Consider the following 14,466-nt stretch of genomic DNA (forward strand, 5'->3'; position numbering starts at 1 on the left):
CAAAAATCATGGCATGGAATCGTGACGAGATGGCTGCTCGCGCAGCAAAAGAATTAAAAGATGGTTACTACGTTAACTTGGGTATTGGGTTACCCACTTTGGTGGCTAACCATGTGCCATCCAATATTGAAGTTTGGCTGCAGTCTGAAAATGGTTTGTTAGGTATTGGCCCTTTCCCAACGGAAGATCAAGTGGATGCCGATTTAATTAATGCTGGTAAGCAAACGATTACAACGCTCCCTGGATCAGCAATTTTTTCATCAGCTGATTCATTTGGCATGATCCGTGGCGGCAAAATCAATATTGCCATTTTGGGTGCTATGCAAGTGAGTGAATTTGGTGATTTAGCTAACTGGATGATCCCAGGCAAGATGGTTAAAGGTATGGGCGGTGCGATGGACTTGGTTGCCGGCGTGAAGCACGTGGTCGTTTTGATGGAGCATGTGGCCAAGAAAAAAGATGGCACAGAAGATATCAAGATTTTGCCTAATTGCACCTTGCCTTTAACCGGCGTGGGTGTGGTTAGTCGCATCATTACTGACTTGGCTGTGATAGATGTCACACCTAAAGGCATGAAATTAGTGGAGTTGGCTCCTGGTGTAACAAAAGAAGAAGTGGTGGCTAAGACTGGCTGCCAACTTGATACCAGCGCTATCTAATGAGTACAACACGTCCTCCTGATTACTTGCATGCGCACAAGAAGGGGGACGCGCAACATCTTCATTATCGAGAAGAACACAATAAGTCCATTTTATTGATAGCGGTTCTATTAACTTTTACATTTGCTGGCATTGAGGCATTTGCTGGTTTCTGGGCTAACTCTTTGGCGTTGATTTCGGATGCGGGTCACATGGTGACTGACGCTGCGGCATTGGGTTTAGCACTTTTGGCTCAAATCATTGCCAAGCGACCGCCGTCAGCGAAACACTCCTTTGGTTTTGGTAGGACTGAGTCATTAGCTGCTTTTGTGAATGGCTTGGCTATGTTGCTCTTGGTTGTTTGGATTGCTTATGAAGCGCTCACACGTTTCAATGACCCTCATGAGGTCAAAGGTCTGACAGTCACCATCGTCGCCATCATTGGTCTGATGATCAATATCGTGGTGGCTTGGGTTTTATCCAAGGATAAGAAAAGTGTGAACACCAAAGCAGCTTTGGTTCATGTGATGGGTGATCTATTGGGATCCTTAGCAGCTTTAATAGCTGGCTTGGTGATTCACTTTACGGGTTGGATGCCAATTGACCCAATCTTGTCTTTATTCGTTTGTTTCTTGGTCTTGCGTTCCACGATAGATGTTTTAAAAGAGTCGTATCACTTTCTGATGGAAGGTGTACCGCATCATATTGATTACATCGCTGTTGGCCATGACTTGTCGCAAGTCAAAGGTGTATTGGCTGTGCATGATTTGCATGTTTGGGAAATGACGCCAGGGCACCCGGCTTTGATCGGTCACGTTGAAGTTCGTGATCTTCAGGATTGGCCTGTAACGCTAGAGCTGATTAATAAAATGTTGTTAGAAAAGCATGATATTGATCATGTGACCTTGCAACCTGAAATGCCCAGTTAATTAAATTATCAAAATTAGTCTCAACCCATCAAAAATCAATCTTAGGAGTCATCGGCATGATGAAAATGTTAGAAGGTAAAACAGCGCTAGTTACTGGCTCAACCAGTGGTATTGGTTTGGGTATTGCTATCGCTTTGGCGGAGCAGGGCGCCAATATTGTGATGAATGGTTTCGGTGATAAAGATGCGGCGATTGCTCAAGTCAAAGCATGGGGTGTTGAGGTGGAGTATCACGGTGCTGATATGAGTAAAGCTTCAGAAATTGAAGAGATGATGAGGGCCGCTGAAAAACGTTTTGGTGGGGTTGATGTTTTGGTGAATAACGCCGGTATTCAGCATGTGGCCAATATTGAAGATTTTCCAGTGGATCGTTGGGATGCCATTATTGCGATTAATCTAACATCTGCTTTTCATACAACGCGCTTGGCTTTGCCGGGTATGAAGCAACGCAATTGGGGTCGCATTATTAACTTGGCTTCTGTTCATGGGTTGGTGGCGTCTGCTCAAAAGTCAGCGTATGTGGCAGCGAAGCATGGGATTGTTGGCTTTACTAAAGTCACTGCATTGGAAACAGCGCAAACGGGTGTGACATGCAATGCGATTTGTCCGGGTTGGGTGTTAACACCTTTGGTGCAAAAGCAAGTGGATGCTCGTGCTGAAAAAGAAAAGGTGAGTAATGACGAAGCGAAAAAATTGTTACTCTCTGAAAAGCAGCCATCAGGTGAATTTGTGACGCCGGAGCAATTGGCCGCTTTAGCAGTTTTCTTCTGTAGCCCAGCTGCTACCCAGATTCGTGGTGTGGCTTGGAATATGGATGGCGGTTGGGTAGCTCAGTAATGTTAGACGGCTTAAAAAGTTTTCTGAAGCGATTGGTTGCGGCGAAGGTCGAGAGTCCGTTGCCAGTTAACTTGGAGGTGGTTAACTTAAGCTATCCCATTCCAGTTGAAGAAACAGTAACGCCACAAGATCCACTTTGTAAAACACATTACGTTCAGTGTGCCAGTGCTTCAGGATTGCACCAGATGGCCTATCACGAGTGGGGAGACCCTGAGAATCAGAATGTCTTGATTTGCGTTCATGGCCTAACGAGACGCGGCAGTGATTTCAATGTCTTAGCCAAAGCGATGAGTGACCGTTATCGAGTGATTTGTCCAGATGTAGTGGGGCGTGGTGATTCGGATTGGTTGGATAACCCCATGCTGTATGGCATGCCACAATACGTCGCAGACATGTCGACTTTGATAGCTAAGTTGGGAGTCAAAAAAGTTGATTGGTTTGGCACATCGATGGGCGGCCTGATTGGAATTTTTATGGCGAGTCAAGATCATGCGCCGATTCGCCGCATGATCATCAATGATGTGGGTCCTAGAATAGAATCCGAGTCACTCAAACGCTTGGGTGATTACGTCGGTAAGCCGTTTCGTTTTGCAAGCAAGTTAGAGGGGTTGATTTACCTTAATCGCATTTGTGCGCCTTTTGGTGATTTCACACCCGAGCAGTGGAAAGAGTACAACGGACCTCATTTGATTCAAGATGGATCGGAGTGGGTGGTTCACTATGACCCAGATATTTCAAAACCCTTTGCTGCGCTTAATAAAGTGATGGCTGCTATGGGTGAAATGATGACATGGAAGGCCTTCGATGCGATAGCTGCAGATGTCTTGGTGGTTCGTGGTACAGAATCCGATTTATTGTCAGCTAAAACGGTGACGGAGATGTGCCGCCGTCATCCGCGCACAAGAAGTATCGAGATACCTGGGGTGGGACATGCCCCTGCTTTTATTACCCCAGATCAGGTGGCGATAGCTCGTGAGTTCTTTAGTTAATTTAGATTCATTGTTTGGTGAGGATCCTAAAGCGCATGCATCGGGTGTGCGGGATATTCTTCAAACTCTCAAATTGGATGAGGCTAGCTGTACAGCAGCAGACCATTTGGATTCTGTACTCAATAAAGATGCTTTAGAGAAACAGTTGGGTCAGGAAGTGGCTCAATTAATTCTGGGGTATCGCGGCTTAAAAGCAGCGCAAATCAAAATTGCCAAGCAGGCATCGAACCAATTAGGTCAAAGTGCTCAAGCTCAAGTTGAAGTCTTGAGAAAAATGCTTTTAGCGTTTGCACATGATTTACGTGTGGTTCTGCTTCATTTGGCATCGGTTGTTCAAACCTTGCGCTGGGTTACCTCGCAAAGAATTGAGGTCGAGGCATCTTGGGCCCAAAACATCTTGGACGTGGATGCTGCCTTGGCTAACCGTTTGGGTATTTGGCAAATCAAATGGGAGATGGAAGATTTAGCATTTCGTTGCTTAGCGCCTGATACCTACAAACAGATTGCCAAGTTACTTGATTCAAAAAGAATCGAGCGTGAGGGTTTTGTTGAACACATCATCGCGCGACTCCAAGAAGAGCTCAAACTAGCAGCTATTGCCTCGGATGTGCAGGGTCGCCCTAAGCACATTTATAGCATTTGGAAAAAGATGCAAGGTAAGGCGATTGATTTTGCACAGCTCTATGACGTAAGAGCCTTCAGAATCTTGGTTGATGATGTCAAAGATTGCTACGCCGCATTGGGTATTGTTCATCATGTGTGGCAACCAATTCCCAAAGAGTTTGATGACTACATTGCTAGACCCAAGCCTAATGGCTATCAATCCTTGCACACGGTGGTGATGGATCAAGAGAGCGTTGCATTTGAAGTTCAAGTCCGAACCCGGGAGATGCATCAGCAAGCGGAATACGGTTTGGCTGCGCACTGGCGTTACAAAGAAGCTGGGAAGCAAGGTTACTCGGGAACGATCAGCGCTAAAGATGAATACGATCAAAGGATTGCTTGGGCCAGACAGTTAATTGCTTGGAAAGAAGATGCTTGGGACCAATTGAAGGGCCAGGAGCTCGACGATCAAATTTATGTTTTGACGCCTTTGGGCCAAGTGGTTCCGTTGCAGCAAGGAGCAACCCCTATCGATTTTGCGTATTCTGTGCACACCGACTTAGGTCATCGTTGCCGTGGGGCGCGAGTCGATGGCGCCATGGTGCCCTTGGATACGCGTTTAAAGAATGGGCAAACGGTCGAGGTTGTTTCGGTTAAACAAGGCGGACCCTCCATGGATTGGCTCAATTTAGAGAGAGGTTACCTGGCGACCCATCGTGCTCGCTCGAAAGTGCGTGCATGGTTTACCGCTCAGCAAGCGGAGCAAGAAGGGCATAAAGAGCTAGGTAAGGATGGCTCGAAGGACGAGAGCACAGAACCACCTAAAGTGGAGTTGCCTGACATTATTTTGCGTAAAAGTAAGGCGAAGACCACCCATGGTGGAGTTTTGGTGGTGGGGGTTGATTCGTTATTGACGCAGTTGTCTCGTTGTTGTCGCCCTGTACCACCCGATCCCATCAGTGGTTTTGTGACACGTGGAAGAGGTGTGTCGATCCATCGAACTGATTGCAGCACCTTTAAACAATTATTAGCTAGAGCACCGGAACGGGTAGTCTTAACCGAGTGGGGTCAACCGGCTGATGGCGCAAGCAAGGCTTTATTCCCAGTCGATATCGCTCTGATGGCATTGGATCGCCAGGGGCTGCTGCGGGACATCTCTGAGGTGTTTTCTCGTTTGAAAATCAATGTCACAGGTGTGAAGACCCAGTCGCGCAAAAGCTTAGCCAGTATGCAGTTCACTATTGAAATCCCCTCTACCGATGGCTTGCAAGCGGCTATGACCGCTTTGCTTGAGGTGAAGGGTGTGACAGAAGCAAGAAGAAAATAAGCAACCAGTGATAAACTATTGGACTCATTAGGCTCGTAGCTCAGTTGGTTAGAGCGCTTCCTTGACATGGAAGAGGTCGCTGATTCGAATTCAGTCGAGCCTACCAATGAATTCGATGTAACGATATATAGGCGCGGAAAGCCCTAGGTTCCAAAAAGATCCCAGAGCACCGTGCCTTCTTTTTTGGAGTTGATATGGTTGTTGTCACATTACCTGATGGATCGAAGCGCGAGTATCCCGCTCCGTTAACCGTTTCTGACGTGGCGCAAAGCATTGGCGCTGGTTTAGCTAAAGCGGCTTTGGCAGGCAAGGTCAATGGTCAGTTGGTTGACACCAGTTATCTCATCAACTCCGATATCAATCTAGCGATCGTTACTGATAAAGACCCTGAGGGCCTTGAAGTAATCCGCCATTCAACAGCTCACTTATTGGCTTATGCGGTTAAGGAGCTTTACCCAGAAGCGCAAGTGACTATTGGACCTGTGATTGAGTCTGGTTTTTACTATGACTTCTCTTATAGCCGTCCTTTTACACCCGATGACTTGGCGGCTATTGAGAAACGCATGGCTGAGCTTGCCAAAAAAGATGAAAAGGTAGAGCGCCGTGTTGTGAGCCGTGATGAAGCGGTTCAATATTTCAAAGGCTTGGGCGAAACATATAAAGCAGAGTTGATCGAAAGTATTCCTTCTAATGAAGATGTATCGCTTTATTCGGAAGGTGGCTTTACAGATCTCTGCCGTGGCCCCCACGTGCCTTCAACAGGTAAGTTAAAAGTTTTCAAACTCATGAAGGTGGCTGGTGCCTATTGGCGCGGCGACAGTAATAATGAGATGCTCCAGCGTATTTATGGAACAGCTTGGACAAAGAAAGAAGATCAAGAAGCTTATTTGCATATGTTGGAAGAGGCTGAAAAGCGCGACCACCGTAAATTAGGCAAGCAGTTGGATTTATTCCATTTCCAAGAAGAAGCCCCAGGCTTGATCTTCTGGCATCCTAAAGGTTGGACGATCTGGCAGCAAGTTGAGCAGTACATGCGCCGTGTTTACCAAGACAACGATTACCAAGAAGTAAAAGCACCGCAAATTCTGGATCGTGGTTTGTGGGAAAGATCAGGTCACTGGGAAAACTACAAAGACAATATGTTTACAACGGAGTCAGAGAATCGCGCTTATGCTCTTAAGCCGATGAACTGTCCTGGCCACGTTCAGATTTACAACGCCGGTTTGCATAGTTACCGTGAGTTGCCGTTGCGCTTTGGTGAATTTGGCCAATGCCACCGTAATGAATCATCGGGCGCCTTGCACGGTTTGATGCGTGTGCGTGGTTTCACACAAGATGACGGTCATATTTTCTGTACTGAGGATCAAATTCAATCCGAAGTAGCTGCTTTTGATAAAGCAGTTCGTGAAGTTTATAAAGATTTTGGTTTTACGGAAGTTGCTGTGAAGTTGGCTTTACGCCCCGCTAAGCGCGTGGGTGATGATGCAATTTGGGATAAGGCTGAGACAGCTCTTAGAAATGCTCTGAAAGCATCGAATCAAGAGTGGGAAGAGTTGCCAGGCGAGGGTGCTTTCTATGGTCCTAAGATTGAATACCATTTAAAGGATTCTATCGGTCGTTCATGGCAATGTGGCACGATGCAAGTCGACTTTTCAATGCCTCTTCGCTTGGGTGCTGAGTATGTTTCAGCGGATAACGATCGCAAAGTACCTGTTATGTTGCACCGGGCGATTGTGGGCTCTTTAGAGCGATTTATTGGTATTTTGATCGAAAACCACGCTGGCGCGATGCCAACCTGGCTTGCACCAACTCAGTGCGTAATCATGAATATTTCAGGAAATTCAGCGGAATACGCTCAAAAAGTTCAGCAAATCCTCAAAAAACAAGGATTTAGGGCTGAGTCTGATTTGCGTAACGAGAAAATAACGCTTAAAATCCGGGAGCACGCTATGCAGAAGGTTCCTTATCTCGTGGTTGTAGGTGATAAAGAGTGTGAAGCAAATGCGGTGGCCGTACGCGCCAGAGGTGGTGTTGATCTAGGTGTAATGCCGATCGACGACTTCATTGCCCGACTCCAACAGGATGTTTCCCAGAAGGTCGGACCCCAGCTAGCCTGAGGTGTGTAAGGTTTTTTATAAATTTTTAAAGGAAACGCGAAATAGCTACTGAGAAAACACATCGTATCAATCGGGAAATTACTGCCTCCGAGATACGATTGATTGGCAACGACAGTGAACCATTAGGTGTTGTTTCACTGCCCGAAGCTTTAAAACTGGCTGAAGAGAGTGAATTAGATTTGGTGGAGATTGCCCCTACGGCAGTGCCTCCAGTTTGTCGTGTGATGGATTACGGCAAATTCAAATACCAAGAAGCTAAGAAAGCTCACGAAGCGAAGTTAAAGCAAAAGGTCATCCAGGTGAAGGAAGTTAAATTCCGTCCGGGTACAGATGATGGTGACTACAACGTTAAGTTGCGCAATCTAACGAAGTTCTTAGAAGAGGGTGATAAAACTAAAATCACTTTGCGTTTCCGAGGTAGAGAATTAGCCCACCAAGAAATTGGTGTGCGCATGTTAGAACGATTGAAAGCTGACCTAGAGCCGTTTGGCACTGTGGAGCAGTTTCCAAAGATGGAGGGGCGCCAGATGGTGATGGTTCTCTCCCCCATCAAGAAGAAATAATTACTGGCAACAGTAATTTGTAGCAACCCGGCAGATGCAAGTTTGACCGGAGAAAGACGAAAGTCTTATTAAGAAGTATGTCTGGGTAATAGAAGTGCAATCGTCGATTGCCACCTAAGTCGTACAAATGAGTGAAAAGGGAGCAGTTATGCCCAAGATGAAAACGAAAAGCGGTGCAGCTAAGCGTTTTAGAGTTCGCGCAAGCGGTTCTATCAAACGTGGTCAAGCGTTCAAGCGCCATATTCTTACCAAGAAGACGACGAAGAACAAACGTCACCTTCGCGGTGCAGTTGCTGTACATGATTCAGATGTGAAATCAGTACGCACTATGATGCCTTACGCTTAACCTCAGACGAATAGGAGAATCACATGCCAAGAGTCAAACGCGGGGTTACAGCTAGAGCCCGTCATAAAAAAGTTATCGATGCTGCCAAGGGTTACCGTGGCCGTCGTAAGAATGTATTCCGTATTGCTAAGCAAGCGGTTATGCGTGCAGGTCAGTACGCTTACCGTGACCGTCGCAATAAGAAGCGCGTATTCCGTGCTTTGTGGATTGCACGTATCAATGCTGCTGTTCGTCAGTACGATGTTACATACAGCGTATTCATGAATGGTATGAAGAGATCCGGTGTTGAGTTAGACCGTAAGGTTCTATCTGACATGGCGATCAACGACAAGCCAGCTTTTGCTGCTTTAGTCGCTCGTATCAAAACAGTAGTAGCTGCGTAAGTAGGGCCCGCATATGGTTTCACTCGACCAAGTTGTCGAGGATGCCAAGCGGGACTTCGATGGTGCCGCCGATTCGGCGGCCCTCGAAGACGCCAAGGCACGTTACCTCGGTAAATCCGGATTACTCACAGAGCGTCTTAAGTCGCTAGGTGCGTTAGAGCCTGAGGCTCGTAAAGCTGCCGGTGCACAAATCAATCAAGTTAAAGCTGCTGTAGAGGCTGCGCTCAATGAGCGTCGTCAAGCTTTAGCGGATGCCGTTCTAGAAGCTCGTTTAAGTGCTGAAGCGATCGATGTGACCTTACCTGGTCGTGGTCAAGATGTGGGTAGCTTGCATCCTGTAATGCGAAGCTGGGAACGTGTTGAGCAAATTTTCCGATCGATTGGCTTTGATGTGGCGGATGGTCCGGAAATTGAAAACGATTGGTTCAATTTCACAGCTCTCAATAGTCCAGAAAATCATCCAGCTAGATCCATGCAAGATACCTTCTATGTAGAAGGTGTGGATGAAAAAAACAAACCTCTATTGTTGCGTACGCATACAAGTCCGATGCAGGTTCGTTATGCCAGTTCTCACGTAGCACGTCATGCCAAAGATGCGGTGATGCCGCCGATCAAAGTGATTGCTCCAGGTAGAACCTATCGTGTCGATAGTGATGCCACGCATTCACCGATGTTCAATCAAGTAGAAGGTTTATGGATTGCGGAGAATGTTTCTTTTGCAGACCTCAAAGGTGTTTACACCGACTTCTTAAAAACCTTCTTTGAGACGGATGCCATTCAAGTTCGTTTCCGTCCATCTTATTTCCCATTCACAGAACCTTCAGCTGAAATTGACATGGCCTTTGGCTCTGGCAAGCTAGCAGGTAAGTGGTTAGAAATTTCTGGTGCAGGTCAGGTTCATCCTACTGTGCTTCGCAACATGGGCTTGGATCCAGAGCGTTACATTGGTTTTGCTTTTGGTTCTGGCTTAGAGCGTCTCACGATGTTGCGTTATGGCATTGATGATCTACGTTTGTTCTTCGAAAACGACATTCGTTTCTTATCTCAATTTCCAGCTTAATTAAGACTGAGCAAACACTATGCAATTTTCAGAATCTTGGCTCAGACAATACGTTAATCCAAATTTAACGACTGAAGAGTTGTCGCATGCTTTAACCATGGCGGGTCTTGAAGTAGAAGAGACGCGCCCTTTAGCGCCGCCTTTTTCACAAGTGGTGGTTGCCGAAATCTTAGAAGCTACGCAGCATCCTGATGCTGATCGTTTACGTGTTTGCAAAGTTAATGCCGGTGGCGAGACTTTGCAAATAGTTTGTGGTGCGCCTAATGCAAGAGTTGGCATCAAGATTCCGTGTGCACTAGTTGGTGCGCAGCTGCCACCATCTGAAGAAGGTGGCAAGCCTTTTGCTATTAAATTAGGTAAGTTACGTGGTGTCGAGTCTCAAGGCATGCTTTGCTCTGGTAACGAGTTGGGTGTTCCTCAAGAAGCCGATGGCATCATGGAGTTACCGGCTGATGCACCGATTGGCCAAGATATTCGTGACTACTTGAAATTAGATGACACGATTTTTATCATCAAATTAACGCCAAATAAGGCTGACTGTTTATCGATTTTGGGTGTGGCGCGTGAAGTGGCTGCAATTACTGGTGCCAAATTGTGTGTGCCTCCCATCAAAACTCAAGCAACAAGCATTGCTGACAAAGTAGCCGTTAAAGTGGAAGCGTCTGATTTGTGTGGTCGCTTTGCAGGTCGAGTGATTAAAGGCGTTAACGCCAAAGCCAAAACCCCTGATTGGATGGTTCGTTGTTTAGAAGGGGCTGGCCAACGAAGCATTTCAGCTTTAGTCGATATATCTAATTATGTGATGTTGGCGATTGGCCAACCCACACATGTTTTTGATTTGCAAAAACTCAAGGGCGGACTAACTGTTCGTTGGGGTCGTGAGGGTGAAGAGCTTGAGTTATTGAACGGCCAAACTGTTTCAGTAGCGCCTATCAATGGTCAAGCGGTTGGTGTGATTGCGGATGAGCAAGGCTTAGAGAGTCTTGCGGGCATCATGGGTGGTAACCCCACATCAGTCAGTTTAGATACTCAAGATGTTTATGTTGAATCTGCCTTTTGGTGGCCAAGTGCTATCCAAGGTCGTTCACGTCGTTTTAATTTTTCGACGGATGCAGCCCATCGTTTTGAGCGTGGTGTTGATCCAGAGGGAACTGTTCAAGCTCTTGAAATGTTATCGGGCTTGATTACAGAAATTTGTGGGGGTCAGCTCTCACCCATTGATGATCAAGTGATTCAGTTGCCTGAGCGCAAGCCTGTGCGCTTGCGAGTTGCAAGAGCTGTGCGTGTGATTGGTGTCCCTTTAACAGCCGATGTGATTGCATCTTTATTTGATCGCATTGGCTTAACGTATCAGCGTGAAGGTGATGAGGCATTCTTAGTTAATGCACCAAGTTATCGCTTTGATATTGAGATTGAAGAAGATCTGATAGAAGAAGTGGCGCGTCTCTACGGCTTTGAAAATATTCCAGCCAATCCACCGATAGCTGCTCAATGCATGTTGGGGACAAAAGAAGCCAAACGTGGCATCCATGGCTTACGTCATGCGGTTGCTGCTAGATCCTATCAAGAAGTCATGAACTTTGGCTTTATTGATGTGGACACAGAAGTTCAGTTAGCTGGCAATACCAATCCTATTAAAGTGCTTAATCCAATCGCTAGCCAGTATTCAGTGATGCGCAGCAACTTGATTGGTGGCTTGGTACAAAATTTACGTCAGAACTTAAATCGTAAAGCGACACGTGTTCGTTTGTTTGAAGTGGGCCGTGTATTTTTACGTAATCCTGATGCTGCAGTTGGTGAGCTAAGTATTGCTGGTTACGATCAGCCTGTTCGTATCGCTGGTTTAGCGTATGGTTCAGCTAATCCTGAGCAATGGGGTATTGCCAATCGCCCAGTGGATTACTTTGACGTTAAAGGCGATGTTGAAGCACTTTTGGCGCCTTTAGAAATTAAAGCTCAGCCATTGGAACACCCGGCGCTTCATCCGGGTCGCAGTGCAGAACTGACTATCAAACGACGCGGTAAAGAAATCTCACTGGGTTTTGTGGGTGAGTTACATCCAAAGTGGCAACAGGCTTATAGCTTGCCAAGTGCACCGGTCATGTTTGAAATTGATTGGGCGGCTATCCAAGAAATTGGATTGCCAAGCATTGCGCCGATTAGCAAGTTCCCTGAAGTAACTCGTGACTTGGCTGTTGTGGTGCAGCAATCTATTTCGGCCGCACAATTAATGGATGCTATGAAGTCTTCCAAGCAGCCTTTGATTAAGAAAATTGATTTGTTTGACGAGTTCAAACCTTCCGAAGGTCGTATGGGTGGTATGGCTGTAACCGAGAAGAGTTTGGCATTCCGTGTCACATTGTCAGATGAATCAGGTACATTACAGGATGCACAGATTGAACCGGTGATTTCTAGCTTGCTTGACGCCATGAGCGTAAAATGCCAAGCTAGAATTCGTTAATTGACTCAGTTAATATTCTATAAAGAATCTAAAGAAAAGCGGAGACCTGATATGAGTGAAGCGGGCACGATTACTAAAGCGGAATTATCAGACGCCTTATTTGACCAGGTTGGTTTAAATAAGCGTGAAGCGAAGGATTTGATCGACGCATTTTTTGAAACGGTCAGTTCATCTTTAGATTCTGGTGTGGATGTCAAAATTTCAGGTTTCGGTAACTTTCAGTTACGTGAAAAATCAGCTAGACCAGGACGCAACCCGAAGACGGGTGAGTTAGTTCCAATTTCAGCACGACGTGTGGTGACATTCCATGCGAGTCAAAAGCTGAAAGACAAGGTCGATCCAAAACTCTAACGAGTTGCAATTATGGACAAGCATGTTAACGGCATCACTGCCGGGGAATCCCTCCCTCCAATTCCGGCTAAACGCTACTTCACAATTGGTGAAGTAGGGGAGTTGTGTGACGTCAAGCCGCATGTGCTGCGTTATTGGGAACAAGAATTTAATCAATTAAAACCTCAAAAGCGTCGCGGTAACCGCCGCTACTATCAGCATCATGAAGTGGTTCTCATTCGTAGAATCCGTGAGCTGTTATATGAAGAGGGTTTTACGATCAGTGGTGCCAGGATTCGCTTGGGTGAGAGCAGTGCCCAGCCAGCGAGTGACTCCTCCTTACGGGATGAGTTAGAAGCAGTGCTTCAGATCCTATCCAGTTGATACAATAATCAAAGATTTCGTCGGGACGTAGCGCAGCCTGGTAGCGTACTTGCATGGGGTGCAAGTGGTCGGAGGTTCAAATCCTCTCGTCCCGACCAACCTAACTGGTGAGCTCATCATGAAAACCCTCTTGCTAATAGTTTTTTTCTCGCTAACATCAAGTATCTTTGCGCAATCTATTCCTTTTCATGCAGAGGGTTTGCATGAACAATTGATATCCGTTGATCTGGGTAGTGGAGTCAAGCAAGAGGGTGTTTTATCTCTTAAGGTCGGCAGTAAAAAGCCGACGCGATTAGCTGTTATCTTGCCTGGGCATCCATCTGTTGTTAGGCCAGTTGTTGAGGGCTCGGTGATGACTTCCTCTCAGTTGTCCGGTAACTTTTTAATCAGAGCCAGAAGATATCTAGTTAATGATTCTGTTGCTTCATTAATTGTGGATTGCCGTTCTGATAGTGGTGAATATTGTTCAAGCTCTTATCAGTCATCATTAAAGCGCCATCAGGATGTTTTGAAATTAATTCAAGAAGCGAAGAAGCAACTGCCAAGTATTGATCAAGTTTGGTTGGTGGGAACCAGCATGGGAACTGTATCTTCTGCTTTTATGCCTACGCATGAGGCCAATATTTATGCTGGGGCAATTCATACAGCTTCAATCACTGAACCATATGGTAGAAATTCTTATCGAGAGCTGGGTGACTTTGACTATAAAAAGTTAAATATTCCACAGGTATTCATTCATCATCGTGATGATCCATGTCATATCACCACCTATTCTGGTGCCAAATCTATCTCAGATAAATATCAAATTCCATTGGTAACTGTTGTTGGTGGCAGCGGTTTCACTGGTGCTGCGTGCAGAGCTCAAACTGAACATGGCTTTAAAGGTAAAGAAAAAGAAGTCATGACTGCTATTGGCAAAATATTGATGACCGCCAAAGTTGAGACCCTCTTAATTGATTAAAAGTGCTTATAAATCAATTAACTTAAGTAAGTAGTTTTCTTAGTTAAGTATTAATAAGGTCGTAACACCCCACGTCAACACAGCGTTTGCAGTACATGGGGTGCAAGTGGTCGGAGGTTTAAATCCTCTCGTCCCGACCATTAAACAAAATATTCTAGCGAAAGCGTCCGCTAACAAATTTTCAAATTTCTGCTTTGGACACTAATTGGACACTAATCGGCGCTCGGTGGAAATCAGGATTTTCGATCACTCAACTTATTACGTGTCGCATACATCATTTGCACAATACACCAAGCGCATACTTGATAGTCTTCATGCACATTTTAATTGCGTGTAAACCTAGGGTGTAGATAAAAGTGTAAATAATTGATCTACATTGATTATTTTGCCAATAAAAATGCAGTGACGTTATTCCGTCAAGTGCACTAAATGTCCCTAGTAGATAGTTTACATTTTCAAACCTCATTTTTATTACTACAGGTCTAAAGAGGCTCCTCTAAATAAGCCCCGCCTACATTTTTTATGTTAGTATGCATGAA

Annotated in this window: 14 protein-coding genes and 2 tRNA genes; all 16 read left to right on the top strand. The window is 45.7% G+C overall.

Annotated elements, in window-relative coordinates:
- Positions 1-8: 8 nt before the first annotated feature.
- A complete protein-coding gene (locus ICN28_RS09075; RefSeq protein WP_216288062.1) occupies positions 9-659 on the top strand; it encodes a CoA transferase subunit B in 651 nt (216 codons plus the stop codon).
- Entirely contained in the window at positions 659-1,567 is a 909-nt protein-coding gene (locus tag ICN28_RS09080) for a cation diffusion facilitator family transporter (protein ID WP_216288064.1), read from the top strand. The genes ICN28_RS09075 and ICN28_RS09080 overlap by 1 nt, the downstream gene beginning before the upstream one ends.
- Before the next feature lie 65 nt (positions 1,568-1,632).
- On the top strand, positions 1,633-2,403 hold the full coding sequence (locus ICN28_RS09085) for a 3-hydroxybutyrate dehydrogenase (RefSeq protein ID WP_216288235.1): 771 nt from the start codon (positions 1,633-1,635) through the stop codon (positions 2,401-2,403).
- On the top strand, positions 2,403-3,392 hold the full coding sequence (locus ICN28_RS09090) for an alpha/beta fold hydrolase (RefSeq protein WP_216288066.1): 990 nt from the start codon (positions 2,403-2,405) through the stop codon (positions 3,390-3,392). The genes ICN28_RS09085 and ICN28_RS09090 overlap by 1 nt, the downstream gene beginning before the upstream one ends.
- A complete protein-coding gene (locus tag ICN28_RS09095) occupies positions 3,376-5,322 on the top strand; it encodes an HD domain-containing protein (RefSeq protein ID WP_216288068.1) in 1,947 nt (648 codons plus the stop codon). Before ICN28_RS09090 ends, ICN28_RS09095 begins: the two co-directional genes overlap by 17 nt.
- Positions 5,323-5,351: 29 nt before the next feature.
- Positions 5,352-5,428 (top strand) — tRNA-Val (locus ICN28_RS09100).
- Positions 5,429-5,516: 88 nt separating this feature from the next.
- The gene (gene thrS / locus ICN28_RS09105; RefSeq protein ID WP_216288074.1) at positions 5,517-7,439 is read left to right on the top strand and encodes a threonine--tRNA ligase; all 1,923 of its coding nucleotides are present in this window, start codon (positions 5,517-5,519) and stop codon (positions 7,437-7,439) included.
- 41 nt (positions 7,440-7,480) lie between these two features.
- On the top strand, positions 7,481-8,002 hold the full coding sequence (infC, locus tag ICN28_RS09110; protein ID WP_216288236.1) for a translation initiation factor IF-3: 522 nt from the start codon (positions 7,481-7,483) through the stop codon (positions 8,000-8,002).
- Positions 8,003-8,150: 148 nt separating this feature from the next.
- Complete coding sequence (gene rpmI, locus ICN28_RS09115; RefSeq protein ID WP_216288076.1) at positions 8,151-8,348, top strand: 50S ribosomal protein L35; 198 nt, start codon at positions 8,151-8,153, stop codon at positions 8,346-8,348.
- Positions 8,349-8,371: 23 nt separating this feature from the next.
- On the top strand, positions 8,372-8,731 hold the full coding sequence (rplT, locus tag ICN28_RS09120) for a 50S ribosomal protein L20 (protein WP_089516027.1): 360 nt from the start codon (positions 8,372-8,374) through the stop codon (positions 8,729-8,731).
- A gap of 13 nt (positions 8,732-8,744) precedes the next feature.
- Positions 8,745-9,791: a phenylalanine--tRNA ligase subunit alpha gene (pheS, locus tag ICN28_RS09125; protein ID WP_216288077.1), complete on the top strand. Its 1,047-nt coding sequence runs from the start codon at positions 8,745-8,747 to the stop codon at positions 9,789-9,791.
- Between the two features lie 19 nt (positions 9,792-9,810).
- Complete coding sequence (gene pheT / locus ICN28_RS09130; protein ID WP_216288078.1) at positions 9,811-12,252, top strand: phenylalanine--tRNA ligase subunit beta; 2,442 nt, start codon at positions 9,811-9,813, stop codon at positions 12,250-12,252.
- Positions 12,253-12,264: 12 nt separating this feature from the next.
- Complete coding sequence (locus tag ICN28_RS09135; RefSeq protein WP_370626484.1) at positions 12,265-12,603, top strand: integration host factor subunit alpha; 339 nt, start codon at positions 12,265-12,267, stop codon at positions 12,601-12,603.
- Between the two features lie 12 nt (positions 12,604-12,615).
- Positions 12,616-12,966: a MerR family transcriptional regulator gene (locus tag ICN28_RS09140; protein WP_216288079.1), complete on the top strand. Its 351-nt coding sequence runs from the start codon at positions 12,616-12,618 to the stop codon at positions 12,964-12,966.
- Between the two features lie 21 nt (positions 12,967-12,987).
- A tRNA-Pro gene (locus ICN28_RS09145) sits at positions 12,988-13,064 on the top strand.
- A gap of 20 nt (positions 13,065-13,084) precedes the next feature.
- A complete protein-coding gene (locus tag ICN28_RS09150; RefSeq protein ID WP_216288080.1) occupies positions 13,085-13,927 on the top strand; it encodes an alpha/beta hydrolase in 843 nt (280 codons plus the stop codon).
- Positions 13,928-14,466 lie beyond the last annotated feature (539 nt).

Origin of the sequence: Polynucleobacter sp. 30F-ANTBAC, assembly GCF_018882385.1 — a bacterium.
Lineage (GTDB): Bacteria > Pseudomonadota > Gammaproteobacteria > Burkholderiales > Burkholderiaceae > Polynucleobacter.

What these genes read in the sequence shown, in the direction of transcription:
- rplT (WP_089516027.1), top strand. Translation starts at nt 8,372, where the DNA reads ATGCCAAGAGTCAAACGCGGGGTTACAGCTAGAGCCCGTCATAAAAAA.
- ICN28_RS09080 (WP_216288064.1), top strand. Translation starts at nt 659, where the DNA reads ATGAGTACAACACGTCCTCCTGATTACTTGCATGCGCACAAGAAGGGG.
- ICN28_RS09085 (WP_216288235.1), top strand. Translation starts at nt 1,633, where the DNA reads ATGTTAGAAGGTAAAACAGCGCTAGTTACTGGCTCAACCAGTGGTATT.
- rpmI (WP_216288076.1), top strand. Translation starts at nt 8,151, where the DNA reads ATGCCCAAGATGAAAACGAAAAGCGGTGCAGCTAAGCGTTTTAGAGTT.
- thrS (WP_216288074.1), top strand. Translation starts at nt 5,517, where the DNA reads ATGGTTGTTGTCACATTACCTGATGGATCGAAGCGCGAGTATCCCGCT.
- pheT (WP_216288078.1), top strand. Translation starts at nt 9,811, where the DNA reads ATGCAATTTTCAGAATCTTGGCTCAGACAATACGTTAATCCAAATTTA.
- ICN28_RS09075 (WP_216288062.1), top strand. Translation starts at nt 9, where the DNA reads ATGGCATGGAATCGTGACGAGATGGCTGCTCGCGCAGCAAAAGAATTA.
- ICN28_RS09150 (WP_216288080.1), top strand. Translation starts at nt 13,085, where the DNA reads ATGAAAACCCTCTTGCTAATAGTTTTTTTCTCGCTAACATCAAGTATC.
- ICN28_RS09140 (WP_216288079.1), top strand. Translation starts at nt 12,616, where the DNA reads ATGGACAAGCATGTTAACGGCATCACTGCCGGGGAATCCCTCCCTCCA.
- pheS (WP_216288077.1), top strand. Translation starts at nt 8,745, where the DNA reads ATGGTTTCACTCGACCAAGTTGTCGAGGATGCCAAGCGGGACTTCGAT.
- ICN28_RS09090 (WP_216288066.1), top strand. Translation starts at nt 2,403, where the DNA reads ATGTTAGACGGCTTAAAAAGTTTTCTGAAGCGATTGGTTGCGGCGAAG.